The 18,558-nt window shown below is 37.8% G+C and carries 13 protein-coding genes and 1 other annotated feature; of the genes, 2 read left to right on the top strand and 11 right to left on the bottom strand.

From position 1 onward, the window contains the following. Positions 1–27: 27 nt before the first annotated feature. The 11 genes from HZF24_RS15820 to HZF24_RS15770 form a co-directional block, all read right to left on the bottom strand. Positions 28–1,377: an MATE family efflux transporter gene (locus HZF24_RS15820; protein ID WP_179239333.1), complete on the bottom strand. Its 1,350-nt coding sequence runs from the start codon at positions 1,375–1,377 to the stop codon at positions 28–30. 180 nt (positions 1,378–1,557) lie between these two features. Next, positions 1,558–2,139, bottom strand: coding sequence for a DUF4256 domain-containing protein (locus HZF24_RS15815; protein WP_179239332.1), 582 nt, complete (start codon positions 2,137–2,139; stop codon positions 1,558–1,560). A 20-nt stretch (positions 2,140–2,159) separates the two neighbouring features. Beyond that, the gene (locus HZF24_RS15810; RefSeq protein ID WP_179239331.1) at positions 2,160–3,176 is read right to left on the bottom strand and encodes a DUF362 domain-containing protein; all 1,017 of its coding nucleotides are present in this window, start codon (positions 3,174–3,176) and stop codon (positions 2,160–2,162) included. A gap of 97 nt (positions 3,177–3,273) precedes the next feature. Next, on the bottom strand, positions 3,274–3,987 hold the full coding sequence (sfsA, locus tag HZF24_RS15805; RefSeq protein WP_179239330.1) for a DNA/RNA nuclease SfsA: 714 nt from the start codon (positions 3,985–3,987) through the stop codon (positions 3,274–3,276). Between the two features lie 4 nt (positions 3,988–3,991). Continuing rightward, positions 3,992–5,413: an Asp-tRNA(Asn)/Glu-tRNA(Gln) amidotransferase subunit GatB gene (gene gatB, locus HZF24_RS15800; protein ID WP_179239329.1), complete on the bottom strand. Its 1,422-nt coding sequence runs from the start codon at positions 5,411–5,413 to the stop codon at positions 3,992–3,994. Beyond that, positions 5,410–6,888 carry an Asp-tRNA(Asn)/Glu-tRNA(Gln) amidotransferase subunit GatA gene (gene gatA, locus HZF24_RS15795; RefSeq protein WP_179239328.1) on the bottom strand — a complete coding sequence of 493 codons (1,479 nt, stop codon included), beginning with the start codon at positions 6,886–6,888 and terminating at the stop codon, positions 5,410–5,412. The genes gatB and gatA overlap by 4 nt, the downstream gene beginning before the upstream one ends. Beyond that, positions 6,889–7,179, bottom strand: coding sequence for an Asp-tRNA(Asn)/Glu-tRNA(Gln) amidotransferase subunit GatC (locus tag HZF24_RS15790; protein WP_179239327.1), 291 nt, complete (start codon positions 7,177–7,179; stop codon positions 6,889–6,891). Between the two features lie 11 nt (positions 7,180–7,190). Further along, the gene (gene aspS, locus HZF24_RS15785; RefSeq protein ID WP_179239326.1) at positions 7,191–8,939 is read right to left on the bottom strand and encodes an aspartate--tRNA ligase; all 1,749 of its coding nucleotides are present in this window, start codon (positions 8,937–8,939) and stop codon (positions 7,191–7,193) included. Positions 8,940–9,158: 219 nt separating this feature from the next. After that, positions 9,159–9,409 (bottom strand) — a binding site (T-box leader). A gap of 72 nt (positions 9,410–9,481) precedes the next feature. Further along, the gene (locus HZF24_RS15780) at positions 9,482–11,572 is read right to left on the bottom strand and encodes a glutamine synthetase III family protein (protein ID WP_179239325.1); all 2,091 of its coding nucleotides are present in this window, start codon (positions 11,570–11,572) and stop codon (positions 9,482–9,484) included. A 192-nt stretch (positions 11,573–11,764) separates the two neighbouring features. Continuing rightward, on the bottom strand, positions 11,765–14,992 hold the full coding sequence (gene carB, locus HZF24_RS15775; RefSeq protein WP_179239324.1) for a carbamoyl-phosphate synthase large subunit: 3,228 nt from the start codon (positions 14,990–14,992) through the stop codon (positions 11,765–11,767). After that, the gene (locus tag HZF24_RS15770; protein WP_179239323.1) at positions 14,992–16,056 is read right to left on the bottom strand and encodes a carbamoyl phosphate synthase small subunit; all 1,065 of its coding nucleotides are present in this window, start codon (positions 16,054–16,056) and stop codon (positions 14,992–14,994) included. The genes carB and HZF24_RS15770 overlap by 1 nt, the downstream gene beginning before the upstream one ends. 546 nt (positions 16,057–16,602) lie before the next feature. On the opposite strand from HZF24_RS15770, the gene HZF24_RS15765 reads away from it, so the two are divergent. Together HZF24_RS15765 and HZF24_RS15760 are read left to right on the top strand one after the other, a co-directional pair. Next, positions 16,603–17,922 (top strand): glutamine synthetase family protein, encoded by a 1,320-nt coding sequence (locus HZF24_RS15765; RefSeq protein ID WP_179239322.1) that lies wholly within the window; start codon positions 16,603–16,605, stop codon positions 17,920–17,922. 29 nt (positions 17,923–17,951) lie between these two features. Beyond that, positions 17,952–18,521 (top strand): ANTAR domain-containing response regulator, encoded by a 570-nt coding sequence (locus HZF24_RS15760; RefSeq protein WP_179239321.1) that lies wholly within the window; start codon positions 17,952–17,954, stop codon positions 18,519–18,521. The last annotated feature ends 37 nt before the right edge of the window (positions 18,522–18,558 follow it).

The raw sequence follows: 18,558 nt of genomic DNA, 5'->3' as shown, positions 1-18,558 counted from the left end.
GTCCTCCGCTATTTGAAGCAACTAAACTTAAGTTACATCCTTTATCCATTTTTTAGATATGATTCTAGGTATAATCAGTATAACCTTGATTAATTCTTCTATTGTCACTATTGCGTATATCAGATAAACCGGTATATCTAATAGCAGAGCTCCGATAAAGGCAACCGGTACTCCGATAACCCATACCGTTCCGGCATCTAGTATCATAGCAAATGTTGTATCTCCGCCGCCTCTTAATACTCCTACTATACCGGTGGCACCCAATACCTTTATAACAAAGGTTAGTCCCATAACAATCAACAGATTCTTGGATGTATGATACAGGCTCTGATCTAATCCTCTGAATAGCTTTAGAGTCAGATCAGGTGTCAATGCTTGAATTATACCCAATATAAGTCCTAATAACGTCGCCAGTATCATGAAATTTTTGGCATATTCATATGCTTCTTCCTCATCACCGCTGCCGATTTTGCTTCCGATCATTACCGTACATGCATTGGCTACTCCTCTGACTAAGACAAAAAAAACATTTTGAATCGTGTTTGTAATTTGAATTGCCGCGGTTGCTTCCTCTCCAAGCTTCGCATATGCAATCGAATACATTACCTGGCCTAATGACCATGCTCCCTCAGCTAATATTACGGGATAGGTTGTCTTTATATATTTATTAAAAAATTCTTTATTCCAGCTGAATAATTCCTTTATGCTTGCTGCCAATACGCCGTCCTTGCAATAAATCGCATAAAGAGTTACTCCTATTTCTATAAATCTTGCAATAAAAGTTCCCCATGCAGCACCTTTTACACCCATTGCCGGAATTCCAAGCTTTCCGAATATTAGTATATAATTAAATACCGTATTGGTAAAAAAAGAAATTATAGAAATCTTCATGGGTATCTGAGGTTTTCCGGTAGTTCTTAATGCAACGCTGAATGCAAATGCTAATGCAGTGGGAATATATGACAGTGCTACGATTCTTAAATAATCGCTGCCTAATCTTATTACCTCCGGTTCATCAATCAGTATTCTCATTATAAATTGCGGGAATAATACTGCCGTTACAGTAAAAACAATTCCCACCAATGCACTTAGAGATACGGCAAGTCCTAAAACCTTTCTGATACTCGGTATATCCTCCTTACCCCAATACTGAGCGATAAAAATCGAAGAGCCGCTATTAATACCAAAGACTATAAGGACATAAAAGAAAAAAAACTGGTTTGCCAACCCCACGGCTGCAATACTGGTTTGACCCAAGCTGCTGATCATCAATGTGTCAACCATATTTACAGATGAAGTTATTAAATTTTGTAGTGCAATCGGCAGTGCTATGGCGAGCATTGTTTTAAGAAATATTTTATTTTTAAAAAAATTCATAAGTTCTCCGTTAATTATTTTATTTTAGCTTTCCTCTGCAGTCAAGTAAGCATATATTATATAATAATACAATTTTAGTTCGTAACATTCAATAAGAATTTATGCACAAGATTAATAAGTATAAATGAATCAACCTCAATTCCAATTTTTTCAGAATTGAGGTTGTAATACAAAGAAATATTATACCCTTAATATTCCTCGGAATCCTCTGGCGCCATAGTAAGATTCTGCTCCATTGTGGTATACAAACACGGTGTCGTATCGGCAGTCACAAAATATTGCCCCTCCAAGTTTCCTTATTTTTTCAGGTGTTTTAACCCAGCTTGATGTCTTTGTATCGAATTTTCCTAATTTCTGCAGCTCTCTATACTGCTCTTCTGTTAAGAGCTTAATTCCCATATCATATGCCATGTCCATAGCATTATTTTCCGGTTTATGTTCCTTTCGAGAATCCATCGCCTCACGGTCATAACAAATACTTCTTCGGCCTTTCGGACTTTCAGCCGAACAGTCATAAAAAATATATTCATCGGTATCGGTATCATATCCGACAACATCCGGTTCTCCGACCGTACGCTCCATTTCATTGAGCGACCATAGCTTTTCGGGATTATTTTCCAATCTCGCCTGCACATTATTCCATTCAAAATCATTATGACGGTTCATGTTTTTCTCAAAACGTGTTTTTAATATTTTAAGCAGATTATCACGTTGTTCAATTGACAAATCTTTATTACCGTTTATTTCATTTGTATTTGCCATAATACACTCCTTATTTATTATTAATAAACAAGCTCATACTCCATTGTTCCCAAGCCGATTTTTTCTGCATGCTTAAGTGTTTTCCTGCCTTTGTCAAAAAGCATATCAGACTCGTTTTGCTGCACCATATCCAGACATGCGGTGTCCAGCGCCACAGGGTCCTTCCCGGCAAGAATACCTATATTCTCCGCAATCGGATTCATATGTGCTCCGGTGCAGTCACAATCCTTAGTTATATTGTGAACAAATGTAATATATATGATATCCTTATCCTTTGCTGCTCCATATGCATATTCTGCAAGCTTCTCTAAAAAGTTAGAGCCTCCCCATGTATTTTCAATGGCTTTCTGAGGACAGACAGCTATACAACCGGCACAGCCAATGCATTTATTGCCGTCAATAATTGCGGTATCCGGTATAGTAATAGCACTGTAGTCACATTTATCGGCACATATGCCGCAGGATATGCATTTATTTGCATCTATTACGGGAGATATCCCCGAGTGCTGCTCAAGCTTTCCGCCTCTTGAAGCAAATCCCATTGCAAGCTGCTTTAATGCGCCGCCAAAGCCTGCCGCAACATGTCCTTTAAAATGACTCATAACTATAAACTGATTATAATTGCCATAGCCTTTTCCTATCTTACATTTTCTTATGTAATCCTTGTTGATTTCAATTTCATTATATTCCGTCCCTATATCTCCGTCAGCAATAATGATGGGAATCTGAGTAAACCCGTGAGCTTTTGCTGTCTTTATATGCCTTTCGGTAGTTGTTCTGGACCCCCTGTACAATACATTGGATTCAATATATGAAGGAGAAACTCCGATTTCCTTGAGATATTTTATAGTTTCATCATAGCACTTCGCAGGAATAAATGTTGTATTTCCTTTTTCTCCGAAATGAACCTTAATAGGTACCTCCTTGTCAAACTTATGACCCGTTTCCGAAACTATCTTTTCCAACAGCTTTACGGCATCTCTTCCAAGCTGTTCGTAATCAGATTCTTTATTTTCAATAAAATATATTTTACTCACACTGCACCTCTCTATCCGTTATTGTTTCAAACAATTTACAAATGTTATTATACCCCTAAAAAAGGTCGTTACGCAACTAAATATGATGACAAAGCCATCAAGATGATAGGATGATGTCTACCACGTCTACCGCTGTTATACTATCTTTTTTTACCTCACAATCAAAAGCAATTATTTTGACACCTTTTTCCTTGATATTTTTCAAGGTTTCTCCGAATTCCTTATGAGTTTTATAATTAGGCGTAAAATATAACACATCCTTCATCTGTATAATAAAGCATACGTAGGCTTCATAGCCGTCATCTATGCTGTCCCCAAGCTCATTTAAATGCTTTAATCCTCTTTCGGTAGGAGCATCGGGAAACATAACGACACCATTTTCCTCTAATGTAACTCCCTTTACTTCCACAAATATTTTCTTATCATCTGCTTCAACATAAAAATCAAATCGTGAATTTTTATATTTGCATTCCGGCTTTATTAACGTAATATTATTAAACAATTCTCCCTTTAACAGCAGTTCGTGAAAAACCTTATTGGGCGCCTGACTGTCTATGTTAATCAATCTCTCACCTTTAAATACCGATATCAGGTCGTACTGAGTCTTCCGGGCCTTTCGGGTCTTTCGGGTTTTTTGGCTTGAATTGCAGAATTCCTGAACATAGACAGAAACACCCTCCGTTAATAGTTCCTTGCACCGTCCTGTATTTTTAACGTGGCATACCTCCTGCTCACCGTTAATTTCAATATTTGCAATAAACCGGTTTGGTCTGCTAATAAATTTCGCCGTCTTTATATTATCATATAACATTTAATTAAATTTCCTTTGTAATAATCTCTTTAACAATTTGAGCTGCCAAAGCTGCATCGGCTTTTCCTTTTGAATACTTCATAATAAAGCCGATGATTGCCCCGATCGCTTTTTCTTTTCCTGCCAAGTATTCTGCTGCGGCTTTTTCATTTGCATCCACTGCTTCTTGACATAATCGTCTTAAATCATCCTCATCTACCCCTTGCATATCTTCTTCAGAAATAAATGACAATGCTGTCTTTCCTTCATCCAGCATCTTTTCCAAAGTATTTCTTGCCACCTGAGAGGTAATCTTTTTCTTTTCTGCAAGTATAACCAGTACCGATAAATATTCTGGAGGAATCGAAATATTAAATTCTTCCTTTTCCGATTCGGTCGAAAAACGTCTGAATATCTGGCTCAGTATATAGTTAGAAACCGTCTTGGGACTTTCAACTCCCGCAGATGCTTCTTCAAAATAATCAGCAACTTTTTGATATTTAATCAGGAGCTCTGCATCATCCACCGGTAATCCCAATACTTCAACAAATCTCTTTAATCTCTGCTGAGGAAGCTCAGGCAAGCTTTTCTTACAGCGATCAATTTGCTCATCCGAAATTGAAATAGTAACTAAATCAGGTTCTCTGAAATATCTGTAATCATCGGCATCTTCCTTGCCTCTCATGCTTTCGGTAATATTTAAACCGCTGTCGTATCTTCTTGTTTCCTGCTCTATCTCCCCGCCGCTTTCCAATACATCTATCTGTCGTCTGAATTCATATTCCATTGCCTTTGCTATAAAATTGATTGAATTCATATTCTTTATTTCTGTTCTCGTTCCATACTTTTTCTCACCTTGTTTTCTTACGGAAATATTCACATCACACCGCAGGGAGCCCTCTTGCATTTTCACATCCGACACTCCTGTATATTTCATGATTAATCTCAGTTTTTCAACATATTCTACTACTTCATCCATACTTCTGAAATCCGGCTCTGTTACTATTTCAATGAGAGGAACACCGCCTCTGTTATAATCTATATATATGTCGCCTCTTTGATGAACTAATTTACCTGCATCCTCTTCGATATGAATCCGATTTATATTAATTTTTTTTCCGGAATTCAATTCTACGTATCCGCCTTCACACAGCGGCTTATCATATTGGGATATCTGATAGGCCTTTGGTAAATCAGGATATACATAGTTTTTACGGTCCATTTTGGATATATTTCTGATACTGCAATTTGTTGCAAGACCTGCCTTCACGGCATACTCCACTACCTTTTCATTTAACTTGGGTAATGTTCCGGGAAGCCCTACACAAACAGGACAGCAATGAGTATTCGGTTCACCTCCGAATTCGGTTGTGCAAGAGCAAAATATTTTTGTTTTCGTAGAAAGCTCTACATGGGTTTCTAACCCGGCAACTAATTCCCAGCTCATATCCTCACCCCTGACTCTAATTCTTTGTATATTTCATCTTTTGCATACTGCTCATATTTATATGCCGCATTCAATATTTTAGCATCATCAAAGCTTTTACCTATTATCTGCATTCCTATGGGAAGACCTTTGTTATCAAATCCGCAGGGTATTGACAAGGCAGGCAGACCGGCAATATTTACGGGTACTGTGCATATATCGGTCAGATATGTCTCAATAGGATCCTTTGATGTATAATTCGTTTCAAAGGCAGTCGTTGGCACTGTAGGAGTCAACATAACATCACATTCAGTAAACGCATCCTGAAAAGATTTAACTATAGAACCTCTCAGCTTTTGAGCTTTCTTATAATATGCATCATAATAACCGGCACTTAAAACATAGGTTCCCAATAATATTCTTCTTTGTACCTCTTTACCGAATCCTTCACTTCTCGTCCTGCTTATCATATCATTTACATCTTTATAATTATCAGTTCTGTAACCGTATCTGATTCCGTCATATCTTCCTAAATTTGAAGATGCCTCTGCACAGGCAAGAATATAATAGACAGGCAAAGCGTATTTTAACGAAGGGAGTTTAAACTGTACTATTTCGGCTCCTAAGCTTTCATAAGCTTCAATTGCCTTTTTTATAGAGGCAATAACATCTTCTCCGGCTCCATCAAAATATTCTTCTGCAATTCCGATTTTCATTCCTTTGATGCTGCTATTTAAAGTATCAACAGTTTTAACCCTGCTTCCTGAGGATGTAGCGTCTCTTTTATCATATTTGGAAATTGCATCGTAGATTATAGCCGTATCTTCCACATTGCCTGCAATCGGACCGATTTGGTCAAGGCTTGAAGCATATGCAATAAGCCCGTAACGGGATACGGAACCGTAAGTTGGTTTTAATCCTACTAAACCGCAGAAGCTCGCAGGCTGTCTTACGGAACCGCCGGTATCGGACCCCAGGCCGTATACTGCCATGTTACCGGAAACTGCGGATGCTGCCCCTCCTGAGCTTCCCCCTGCCACATGATCTGTGTTGTGAGGATTTAAGCTTCCTCCGAAGCATGAAGTTTCGCAGGAGGAGCCCATTGCAAATTCGTCCATATTTGTTTTTCCCAAGAGAACCGCATTTTGACTTTTTAATCCTTCCCACACGGTTGCATCATAGACGGGAACATAACCTTTCAAAATTTTGGAGCAGCATGTTGTTTCTACATCCTTAGTGGAAATATTGTCCTTTAAACTCATCGGTATTCCTTCAAGGAGTGAAATTTTTTCACCTCTTTGTATTTTTTCATCTACTGTCTCAGCTGTCTTTAATGCCGTTTCCTCAGTTATATTAACGTAAGCATTGATAATACCATTCTCTTTTTTTATTGAGTCTATATATTTTTGTGTTAATTCAACACAGGATATTTCCTTATCGGTCAAAAGCTTGTTTATATATTTTATTTTTCCTGTCTTTTTTATTTTTTCAGGCATTTATTTTTCACTCCTTCTTTTAACAAAGAAATATCCGTCCAAGCCGCCTTCTCTGTTTTTCAATATAAGCTCCCTGTCATAGGATTCTGCTATTTCATCTTGGTGAAAGGCATTAACTATATTGTTTATTTCATCGAAATCTTCTGATTCAACGTTCGTAACGGCAGTATTTATTGTGTTTGCAAATTCTATAATTTCACCCATATCCTTTGTTAATTCGTCAATTTTACTTTCATCGACTGAAAGCTTTGCAAGCTTAGCTATTTTTAGTATATCATCCTTACCTACCACTTTATCAACTCCTATCTGATTTTAATATGGACTTCCCTTAACTGCTGTTCACTCACTGCATTCGGGGCATTTGTCAATACATCCTGGGCATTGCTGTTCATAGGAAAAGCTATGACCTCTCTGATATTTTCTTCTCCCGTCAATAGCATTACCATTCTGTCGATTCCCGGTGCCATTCCCGCATGAGGAGGTGCTCCGTATTTAAAAGCATTGTAAAGAGCAGTAAATTTAGATTGCAGATCGTCCTCTGTATATCCCGCAAGTTCAAACGCCTTAACCATGATATCAATATCGTGGTTTCTTACGGCGCCTGATGATAACTCTATTCCATTACATACTATATCATATTGATAAGCAACAATGTCAAGCGGGTCTTTGTGCAGCAGCGAATCTAATCCTCCCTGAGGCATTGAAAACGGGTTGTGTGTAAAGGATAATGCTCCCGTGCTTTCATCTGTTTCATACATAGGGAAATCAACCACAAAGCACATTTCAAACCTGCTTTCATCAATCAGCCCCAGACGTCTTCCCAACTCTGTCCTTATCTGACCTGCCAATTTAGGTGCATATTCCTTATCATCCGCTATAAAAAACAATACACAGCCCGGCTCTAATTCGGCTCTTTCTATTAGAATCGCCCTGTCCTCTTCCTTCAGGAATTTATCAATAGGTCCGTGAAATTTCATTTCTTCATCTGCCTTAATATACCCAAGACCCTTCATTCCAATCTCTACTGCATATGACAGCATGTTTTCAAAAAAGCTTTTTGGTTGCGATGCACAAGCTTTAACATTGATTGCTCTGACAGTCTTCCTTCTGAACGGTACAAAGCCGGTTTCTGCAAATATATCGCTTATGTCAATAATGGTTAACGGGTTCCTTAAATCCGGTTTGTCTGTTCCGTATTTTATCATTGCCTCCTTGTACGGAATTCTTGCAAAAGGCGGCTCAGACACCTCCTTGTCAGAAAACTCAGTAAATGTTTCATACAATACTTCCTCGGCTACATTCAGTACATCCTCCTGTGTTGCGAAGGACATTTCAAAATCAAGCTGATAAAATTCACCCGGTGAACGGTCCGCTCTTGCATCCTCGTCTCTGAAGCAGGGAGCTATCTGAAAATATTTATCGAATCCGGATACCATAAGCAATTGCTTAAACATCTGAGGAGCCTGCGGTAAAGCATAAAATTTACCCGGATGCTTCCTGCTCGGTATGATGTAATCTCTCGCACCCTCAGGAGAGGAAACTGTCAGTATAGGAGTTTGTATTTCAAGAAATCTTAATTCCTCCATTTTTGCTCTCAAAAACGAAATAACTTTAGAGCGGATTATGATGTTCTTTTGTGCTTCCTTGTTTCTTAATGCCAGGTATCTGTACTTTAATCTCAAATCTTCTTTTATTTCTTTTGAAGAAGCTATTTCAAAGGGAAGATTGGTCCGTGATTTACCTAGTACTTCAATCGCTTCCGCATCTATTTCTATCGTTCCTGTCTCAATTTTTTCATTGATTGTATCCTCATCACGTTTTATAACTTTACCCGAAACACTGATTACACTTTCCTTAGTAATATTTTCAATTAAGCTTTCATTTTCAACAACAATCTGGACTAAACCGTATTGGTCCCTTAAATCAATAAATTTTACTCCTCCGTGGTCTCTTACATTTTCAAACCATCCGGATAATTTTACTTCCTTTCCGATATCATTTTCTCTTAATTCTCCGCAGTTGTGTGTACGGTATATGTTTTGCTTTGTCATAATAATTCCTTTCTGTTTTTTGTATTTTTGGTTGACATTTACATGCATATGTTAATTCAAATTCAAGGATACGCAGTCTCCATCACAAATTTGTCTGCTCCCTTTGGTCGCACAAATTTGGATTACGCTGCATTAGGTCTACCATCCATTTGTTCATCGCTGTCGCTCAAACAAATGGTGGTAGCACCATAAAAAAAGTCCCAATAAACACATAATGTTTATTGGGACGAAAATTTCCGCGGTACCACCCTGATTAGCTATAAAGCTCACTCGAAAGACACTGTCATGTCTTTGCCGCTTTATCGCTCGGTTGCGTCTGAGCCTACTTTTGTTTAAAGTGTTAACACTTAAAGCAATTTGGGTCAAAAGCTCAAGGATGTTCTTCATAATAAGTTTATTGTAATAGAATCCCACCATCTCTATCTCTCTGTGACTAAAACTTATACTACTCTTCCTGTCATAGCTGTTAATATTATTTTATATAATTTTATGCAATATTTTAAAATTGTCAAGTGTTTTTTTTAATTTATTATAATTTTTTATCATACGCTGAACAGTAATTCCCCGTAAGTCGGGTACGGCCAATACTTCCCCGCAGTATTAACCTCCAGCTCATCAACCGTTATACGAATTTCCTGCATTATTGAAAATATTGAATTTCTGTAAAACAGAGCTGCTTCCTTTATATCCTCGCAGTTTTTAACCTCAAGAAGCAAATTTCCCAATAGTTCCGTATCGTTGTACAATGACGAGGAAAGTAATGAAAGCCTGGTAATCAAAGCTTTTTCAACATCACAATTTGCATCGGGCAGGAAGGATATTTTAGAAGCTGCCGTTTCGCATAATTCTTTGATATATGAGGATACAGCAGGTAATATATCCTTTTTTATCATTTCTGTCATAGTGAGTGCCTCAATATTTAAAACTTTGCAATAATCTTCTATTAATATATCCATCCTTGAATGAATTTCTTTTTCTGACAGCACTCCGAATTTTTCAAGCACCCTTATATTTTTATCGTCTGCAAAATATAATAATGATTCAGGAGTTGATTTTAAATTTAATAAGCCTCGTTCTTCAGCCTCCTTAACCCACTCATCCGAGTAGTTGTTACCGTTGAAAATTATTCTCTTGTGATTTTTAATCGTATCTTTTATCAGATAGCTTAACACTTCGTTAAAATTATCTGCTTTTTCTAATATATCCGCAAATTGAGACAGCTCTTCGGCAACGATTGTATTCAGTACTAAATTAGGTCCCGCAATTGATAATTTGGAACCAACCATACGAAATTCAAATTTATTCCCCGTAAAAGCAAACGGAGATGTACGATTTCTGTCAGTCGTATCCTTAGGTATAACAGGAATCGCATCTACCCCTATTGCCATTTCCATCTTGTATTCCTTATCATAAGCCACATCTCCCTCTATGGATTCTAAAACCGATGCAAGCTCATCTCCGAGAAAAACGGATATTATGGCAGGAGGTGCTTCGTTACCGCCCAAGCGATGGTCATTTCCCGCGGTTGATACCGATACCTTCAACAAATCCTGATATTCGTCCACTGCCTTTATAACTGCAACTAAAAACAATAAGAATCTTGCATTTTCACGAGGTGAAGTACCGGGCTCCAAAAGATTAATTCCTTTATTGGTTGACAATGACCAGTTATTGTGCTTACCGCTTCCGTTTATGCCGGCAAATGGTTTTTCGTGCAGCAGACATGCCAATCCATGCTTTGAAGCAACTCTTTTTAAAAGTTCCATTGTTAACTGATTGTGGTCAGACGCAAGATTCGTATTGGAAAATACAACTGCTAATTCGTGCTGTGCAGGTGCAACTTCATTATGCTCCGTCTTTGCCGGTATACCTAATTTCCATAATTCATTGTTAAGCTCCTTCATAAACTCCTGAACTCTGGGTTTAATGGCTCCAAAATAATGATCCTCCAACTCCTGCCCTTTCGGGGGCTTGGCACCAAATAGTGTCCTGCCTGTATATATTAAATCTTTTCTTTTATTAAACAATTCCTTGTCTATTAAAAAATATTCCTGTTCAGGTCCCAGCGTCGTAGTAACTCTTTTTGTTTTATTGTCACCGAATAATCTCAAAATTCGCAGAGACTGTTGATTAAGAACCTCCATAGAACGAAGAAGCGGAGTTTTCTTATCAAGAACTTCTCCTCCGTAGGAGCAAAAAGCCGTGGGAATATACAATACAGAATCCTTTATAAATGCGTAGGATGTAGGGTCCCATGCGGTATAGCCTCTTGCTTCAAATGTCGAACGCAACCCTCCCGAAGGAAAGCTTGATGCATCAGGCTCACCCTTTATCAGCTCCTTTCCCGAAAACTCCATAATGATTTTCCCATCACCGGTTGCCGATATGAAACTGTCGTGCTTTTCCGCAGTAATCCCCGTCATCGGCTGAAACCAATGGGTAAAATGCGTCGCACCCTTTTCTATTGCCCAATCCTTCATAGCATTTGCCACTACGTGAGCCACATTTATATTCAAGCTTTTTCCTTCCTGAATTGTCCTTTTCAGTGCCTTGTACGTTACCTGAGGCAATCTTTCCTTCATTACTTCATCGTTAAAAACCATGCTTCCAAAAATCTCTGAGATATAATTCATATCGTCCTCCCTTAATAAATAATTGCAAAAAGAAAGGCGCAGTAGGAACATCCTACAGCGCCTTTGCTGATTTTTTTATAAAAATGATTATAATCTTATAATTTATTCTTGTCAATATTTTTTTTATCTGATTTGCAGGATACTGTTATTTTGCTCTTACTATCTCAGAACTTCAAAACCTGAGATTCCTCACTAACGTCCGGAATGACTTCCTAATGATATGTTGTATATATCTGCTTCTCCATCACCGTCACTTATCCCGGACTCCATAACCTCTACCAAAGCTGCCACAGTATCCAGGGATGTCAGCACGTTTATTGATGCCTCCACCGAGGTTCTTCTTATTTTAAAACCGTCCGTACCGGAGTTGTTAGCTTTAGTAGGAATATCTATTACCAAGCCTATTTCTCCGTTTTTAATGAAATCTATTATATTCGGTGTTTTTTCCGTCACCTTATTGACAACCTCTGCTTTGATTCCTGCATTGTTCAGATGTTTAGCCGTATTTTTCGTGGCAACAATTTTATATCCCAGCATATTCAGCTTAAATGCAAGCTCTTTAAAATTTTCTTTATCCGCATCTCTTATGGTAGCAAGTATTTTCTTGCTTTTATCCGGAATCTTCAGTCCCGCGGCAATAAAGCCTTTGTATAAGGCTTCGAAATATGTTCTGCCTATACCCAACACTTCCCCTGTGGATTTCATTTCAGGTCCAAGGCTCACCTCAACACCCGTCAGCTTCTGAGTTGAGAAGACAGGTACCTTTACTGCTGTCAAGGATGATTCCTTATATAACCCTGTTCCATATCTCATATCTTTTAGTTTTTCCCCTAACATTACTCTTGTTGCAAGCTCAATCATGGGAACTTTAGTGACCTTGCTTATGTACGGAACAGTTCTTGAGGAACGCGGATTTACTTCAATTACATAAAGCTCATCCTTATATTCTACGAATTGAATATTTATCATTCCTATTGATTTTAATGATTTTGCTATCTTTTTAGTAATTTCCTCAAGCTTTAATTTAGTATAAGAACTTAAATTCTTGGGAGGGTAAATTGCAATGCTGTCTCCCGAATGTATGCCCGCTCTTTCCAAATGCTCCATAATACCGGGAATCAGTATATCTTCTCCGTCACATATTGCATCTACTTCAATTTCTCTTCCTACTAAGTATTTGTCTATCAGCACAGGATTTTTGGAACTTTTAAAGGCATTTTCCAAGTATGTAACAAGCTCTTCTCTTGTGTAAGTTACTTCCATCCCCTGCCCTCCTAACACATATGAGGGTCTTACAAGTACAGGATATCCTACTTGGTCGGCTGCCTTTATTCCGTCATTTAAATTTAAAACAGCTTTTCCTATTGGTCTTTTTATATTTAAAGATTCTAATATTGCATCAAATTTTTCTCTGTCCTCCGCAGCGTCTATTTGCTCAGGGTTCGTACCCAGAATCGGTATGTTTTTTTCCTTGAAAAAATTTGCTAGCTTAATGGCTGTCTGCCCTCCGAATTGAAGTATCACTCCGTCGGGATGCTCTTTTTCCACTATATTTAGTACATCCTCTTCAGTTAAGGGTTCAAAATACAGCTTATCCGCTATGTCAAAATCCGTGCTGACCGTTTCGGGATTGTTGTTGATTATAATCGTTTCTACTCCACATTTTTGCAACGCAAATATACAGTGAACGGAGCAGTAATCAAATTCAACTCCTTGTCCAATTCTTATGGGCCCCGAACCTATGACGAGAATTTTCTTTTTGTCCGATGTCTGCACCTCATCATATTCATCATAGGTTGAATAATAATAGGGAGATATTGCCTCAAATTCACCAGAGCATGTATCAACCATTTTATATACGGCTTTAATATTAAATTTCATTCTTAAATTGTATATATCATTTGGACCCGAACCGATTAAATCAGCGATACCCCTGTCGGAAAAACCTATTTTCTTTAATTTTTTGAGCCATTTATCGTCCAGCAATTCAATTTTTATTTTTCTCAGCTTTTCTTCCTCATTGACTATGTTGCTGATTTTATGCAGGAAAAATTCATCTATTTTGGTAAGCTCAGCTATCCTGTCGATTCTGTAACCTCTCCTTATAAGCTCGGCTATATAAAACAACCTTTCGTCATCCGGATTCTGGATTATAGCTTTTAACTCAGAGATGCTTTTTCCCGCTGCCTTATTGCTGTACAAATTATATTGTTTTATTTCTAAGGAACGAACTGCCTTTAACAATGCCGCTTCAAAATTATTTCCTATAGCCATAACTTCACCGGTCGCCATCATCTTTGTTCCTAAAATTCTGTCGGCGTAAAAAAATTTATCAAAAGGCCATTTAGGAATTTTTAAAACAACGTAATCCAGGGACGGTTCAAAGGCAGCGTATGTTTTTTCCGTTACGGAATTTTTAATTTCATCAAGGGTATATCCCAATGCTATTTTAGCAGCTACTTTCGCTATGGGATAACCCGTTGCTTTTGAAGCAAGAGCCGATGAACGGCTTACACGCGGATTAATTTCTATAACCACATATTCAAAATTATCGGGATTTAACGCAAGCTGCACATTGCAGCCGCCTTCTATTCCGATTGCATCTATAATTTTGATGGATGCTGTTCGAAGCATCTGGTATTCTACATCCGACAAGGTCTGTGACGGAGCAACAACTATGCTGTCTCCTGTATGAACACCTACCGGATCGAAATTTTCCATGTTGCAAATTGCAATACACGTCCCGTTTTTATCGCGCATAACTTCATATTCGATTTCTTTCCATCCCTTAATGCTCTTTTCAATTAAAACCTGCTTATTCATGCTTAACTGAAGACCCTTGGTTAAAATCTCCGTCAGTTCATTTTCATTGCCGGCAATTCCCCCTCCGCTGCCTCCCAGAGTGTATGCCGGGCGAATTATAACCGGATATCCTATCCTGACTGCAGCTTCCTTTCCTTCGTCTAAATCGGTAACTATTTCCGAATCCACTATGGGCTCTCCGATTTCGTTCATTGTCTTTTTAAATAATTCTCTGTCTTCTCCCTTTTTTATAGAGTCAACACTTGTTCCTATAACCTTTACGTTATATTTATCCAATATTCCCTTATCATAAAGCTCCACCGTTAAATTGAGACCCGTCTGACCGCCCATGCCGGCAATTACGCTGTCAGGACGCTCTTTTGCTATAATTTTTTCTGCGAATTCAACAGTTAAAGGCTCAATATATACCTTGTCCGCAATATCCTTATCCGTCATTATAGTAGCAGGATTGGAATTTATTAAGATTGTTTCTATTCCTTCTTCTCTCAGCGCTCTGCATGCTTGTGTTCCCGAATAGTCAAACTCTGCAGCCTGTCCTATGACAATAGGTCCCGAGCCGATAACCAATACTTTTTTTATACTTGTATCCAACGTCATTATTTTGCTCCTTTATACATATTCATAAAATCATCAAAGATGATATTAGAATCATGGGGTCCCGGACATGCTTCCGGATGATATTGAACGCCCATTACAGGTAAATATTTATGCTTTATCCCTTCTATGGTTCCATCATTTATATTTACGTGGGTTATTTCTATATCTTCGGTAAGAGAGCTTTCTTTAATCATATATCCATGATTTTGTGAGGTTATGGTTACCTTTGCCGTCTTTAAATCTTTCACCGGATGATTGCATCCTCTGTGACCGAATTTCATTTTTGTAGTTTCACAGCCTAAAGCCAGCGCTATCAACTGTACACCCAAGCATATTCCGGTTACGGGCATTTTATCGATTAAAATTTTTACATTATCGATTATTTCCGGTAAATCCGAGGGGTCCCCGGGTCCGTTCGAAAGAAATATCCCGTCTAATTTATAATTTAAAATCTTATCGGCGGCAGTAAATGCAGGAAATATTGTAATCTTGCATCCTTTATACAAGAATGAATTTACAATGTTGTTTTTGATTCCGAAATCTAATATGCCCACATGCTGTTCTCCCTCACCAAGAGTTTTAATCTTTTTTATGGTTACCTCCTTAACTGCCGACTTATTTGAAAAATCAGCAAAATATTTATTTATATCTTCTCGTTCAATATTGTTTGTAGTTATGAGTCCCTTCATTGTACCCGCATTTCTTATAACCTTGGTCAGGTGTCTCGTATCGATACCTTCAATTGCCATTATGTTATTTTTCTTCAGATACATGTCCAAATTAAATTCACACCTGAAATTATTTGGCTCCAGGCATCTTTCCCTGATTATAAACCCTCTTACCTTAGGTGAATCCGACTGAGAATCATCTGTATTAATTCCGTAATTGCCTATCAGAGGATACGTCATAGAAACAATCTGACCATAATAAGACGGATCTGTTAAAATTTCCTGATAGCCTGTCATTCCGGTATTAAACACCACTTCACCCACTGTATCTGAAATTTTGCCGAAGCAATTGCCCTCGAACATAATCCCGTTTTCTAATATTAACTTTCCTTTCATACCTGCCTCCATCTCATAATAATAAATTTGTTGAATAAGTAAAAAAAACAGCTATAAACACTAATGACAATGTTTATAGCCGTCCGGCAAAATTAATTTTTTATCGCAATTTGTTATATTTATTAATTTGATATTTATAAAATCTATACTTATAATAGGTTTTTTATACATACTACACGACCTCCGAAAATTTCTATATAGAAATTTACCATACGCAGACAGAATTGTCAATATGCATTTTTAAAAATATTTTAGTATATTTTTAAATTATGCCATATTGTAAAATTAGTCTTAAACACTTTTAAATATACATATTCAATTCCATATACTCACATCCCATCCATTTGTAATCCCGAGCGATTGCAAAACATCTCATTATCAGAAAACTTGGAATTCCTCGCTTACGCTCGTAACGACGCAGAGCATCAGGTACATGTCTATTTTCGGCAACGACATGAAGCAGTTAACTATTACCGAAAAAGACTCATAAAAATTGATTTAATTTAACTGCTTAATATGATACAATATTCTCGGAGGTGTATTATAATGAAATTTACCGAAAACGAAGTTATTCAATTTGTAAATGAAAATGATATTAAATTTGTCAAATTAGTTTTTTGTGATATTTTCGGGACAATGAAAAATATATCCATATTGGCCGATGAGCTGCCTCGCGCATTTGAAAGCGGTATTTCTTTTGATGCTTCATCAATAAAAGGATTTATGAATATTGAAAAATCAGATCTATTTTTATTTCCCGACCCTTCAACCTTATCCATACTGCCATGGCGCCCTCAGCAAGGCAGGGTGGTGAGATTATTGTGCTATATAAAGCACCCTGACGGAAGACCCTTTGAAGGTGACGGACGACTTATACTGAAAAAAGCCATAGACACAGCACATGAATCAGGATATAAAGTCGAAATAGGTCCCGAATGTGAATTTTATTTATTTCTGCAGGATGAAAAAGGACATCCGACAAAAATTCCCCATGACTACGCAACGTACTTGGATGCTGCTCCTGTCGATAAAGGAGAAAATGTCAGAAGGGAAATTTGTCTGACTTTGGAGCAAATGGGAATACTCCCGGAAAGCTCCCACCATGAGCAGGGTCCGGGACAAAATGAAATAGATTTTAGATACAGCGATGCCATGATAGCAGCAGACAACTTAATCACATTTAAATCGGTGGTGAAAACCATAGCAAACATCAACGGTCTGCATGCATCCTTTATGCCTAAGCCTCTTAAAGAATTCAGCGGAAGCGGCCTGCATATTAATATATCATTATTAAAAAACAATATAAATTTATTTGAAAATAAAATGGTTAATCATACGCCCGAGCCGGACAGCTTTATTGCCGGAATATTGGATAAAATACCGGAAATTACTTTGTTTCTAAACCCCTTAGTCAATTCATACGAGCGTTTTGGAAGCCATTCCGCTCCCAAATATGTGACATGGTCGTCCGAGAATCGTTCACAGCTTATTCGTATTCCGGCTGCAAGCGGCAAATATTCAAGAGTCGAGCTTCGGTCCCCGGACCCAAGCTGCAATCCGTACCTTGCATTTGCGCTGTTAATTTATGCCGGTCTTGACGGAATTAAAAACAAGTTAAAGCTTGATGAGCCTGCTGATTACGATTTATATAAAGCGTCGGGTGATGCAGCAGAAAATTACAAAAAATTACCCCCAACATTAGCAGAAGCAGTTGAAAACGCGGAAAAAAGTGATTTTGTTCACAACTGTTTACCATCCGAAATCGTTGAAAAATATATTCAGATTAAAAAGGAGCAATGGAATCGTTACTTGTTGTCCGATGATAAGGAAAGCTTCGAATTAAACACATACTTCTATACTGTTTAATTTTTTTATACTGCTCGGGAGGTGAGTTCATGGATAGTGTGTTAATTGTATCTGATTCTGACAAGGGCATAGCACTTTTGACCCAGCTTTTAAAAGCAAACGGCATAAATAAAACAGCCTCCGTCAAAAGCGGAGCGGAGGCTCGACGACTGATCAGCGTAACCGAATTTGATTTGATAATTATAATTACTCCTCTGCCTGATGAATTCGGAGAAAGCTTAGCAATCACAATGACTGAAATCAGTACCTCCGGAGTAATTTTAATAGCCAGAAATGAGGTTGCCGATGAAATTGAAGCAAGGGTTCAGGATTACGGTATTCTGGTAGTATCAAATCCAATAGCAAGACAAATGTTTTATCAGGCGCAAAAATTAGCCCTTGCTACCAAAAGAAGATTGTCGGGACTTAAAAATGAAAATATGCGATTGCAAAGTAAAATCGAAGAAATACGCCTTGTTACAAGGGCTAAATGCGTGCTTATAGAATATCTCAACATGACTGAAAATCAGGCGCACAAATATATTGAAAAGCAGGCAATGGATTTAAGAACCTCAAGAAAGGAAATTGCCGAGAGCATCCTTAAAGCCTATGAGACGTAAAAAAGCTTCTGAATTCCATTAGAAATGTGGTATCAGA

Origin of the sequence: Sedimentibacter hydroxybenzoicus DSM 7310 (assembly GCF_013403245.1) — a bacterium.
GTDB lineage: Bacteria > Bacillota > Clostridia > Tissierellales > Sedimentibacteraceae > Sedimentibacter > Sedimentibacter hydroxybenzoicus.
The sequence above is the reverse complement of the archived record's forward strand: the minus strand, read 5'-3'. Positions and strand labels throughout refer to the sequence as shown.

What these genes read in the sequence shown, in the direction of transcription:
- HZF24_RS15780 (WP_179239325.1), bottom strand. Translation starts at nt 11,572, where the DNA reads ATGAATTATATCTCAGAGATTTTTGGAAGCATGGTTTTTAACGATGAA.
- HZF24_RS15760 (WP_179239321.1), top strand. Translation starts at nt 17,952, where the DNA reads ATGGATAGTGTGTTAATTGTATCTGATTCTGACAAGGGCATAGCACTT.
- HZF24_RS15820 (WP_179239333.1), bottom strand. Translation starts at nt 1,377, where the DNA reads ATGAATTTTTTTAAAAATAAAATATTTCTTAAAACAATGCTCGCCATA.
- carB (WP_179239324.1), bottom strand. Translation starts at nt 14,992, where the DNA reads ATGACGTTGGATACAAGTATAAAAAAAGTATTGGTTATCGGCTCGGGA.
- HZF24_RS15815 (WP_179239332.1), bottom strand. Translation starts at nt 2,139, where the DNA reads ATGGCAAATACAAATGAAATAAACGGTAATAAAGATTTGTCAATTGAA.
- HZF24_RS15765 (WP_179239322.1), top strand. Translation starts at nt 16,603, where the DNA reads ATGAAATTTACCGAAAACGAAGTTATTCAATTTGTAAATGAAAATGAT.
- gatA (WP_179239328.1), bottom strand. Translation starts at nt 6,888, where the DNA reads ATGCCTGAAAAAATAAAAAAGACAGGAAAAATAAAATATATAAACAAG.
- aspS (WP_179239326.1), bottom strand. Translation starts at nt 8,939, where the DNA reads ATGACAAAGCAAAACATATACCGTACACACAACTGCGGAGAATTAAGA.
- sfsA (WP_179239330.1), bottom strand. Translation starts at nt 3,987, where the DNA reads ATGTTATATGATAATATAAAGACGGCGAAATTTATTAGCAGACCAAAC.
- HZF24_RS15770 (WP_179239323.1), bottom strand. Translation starts at nt 16,056, where the DNA reads ATGAAAGGAAAGTTAATATTAGAAAACGGGATTATGTTCGAGGGCAAT.
- gatB (WP_179239329.1), bottom strand. Translation starts at nt 5,413, where the DNA reads ATGAGCTGGGAATTAGTTGCCGGGTTAGAAACCCATGTAGAGCTTTCT.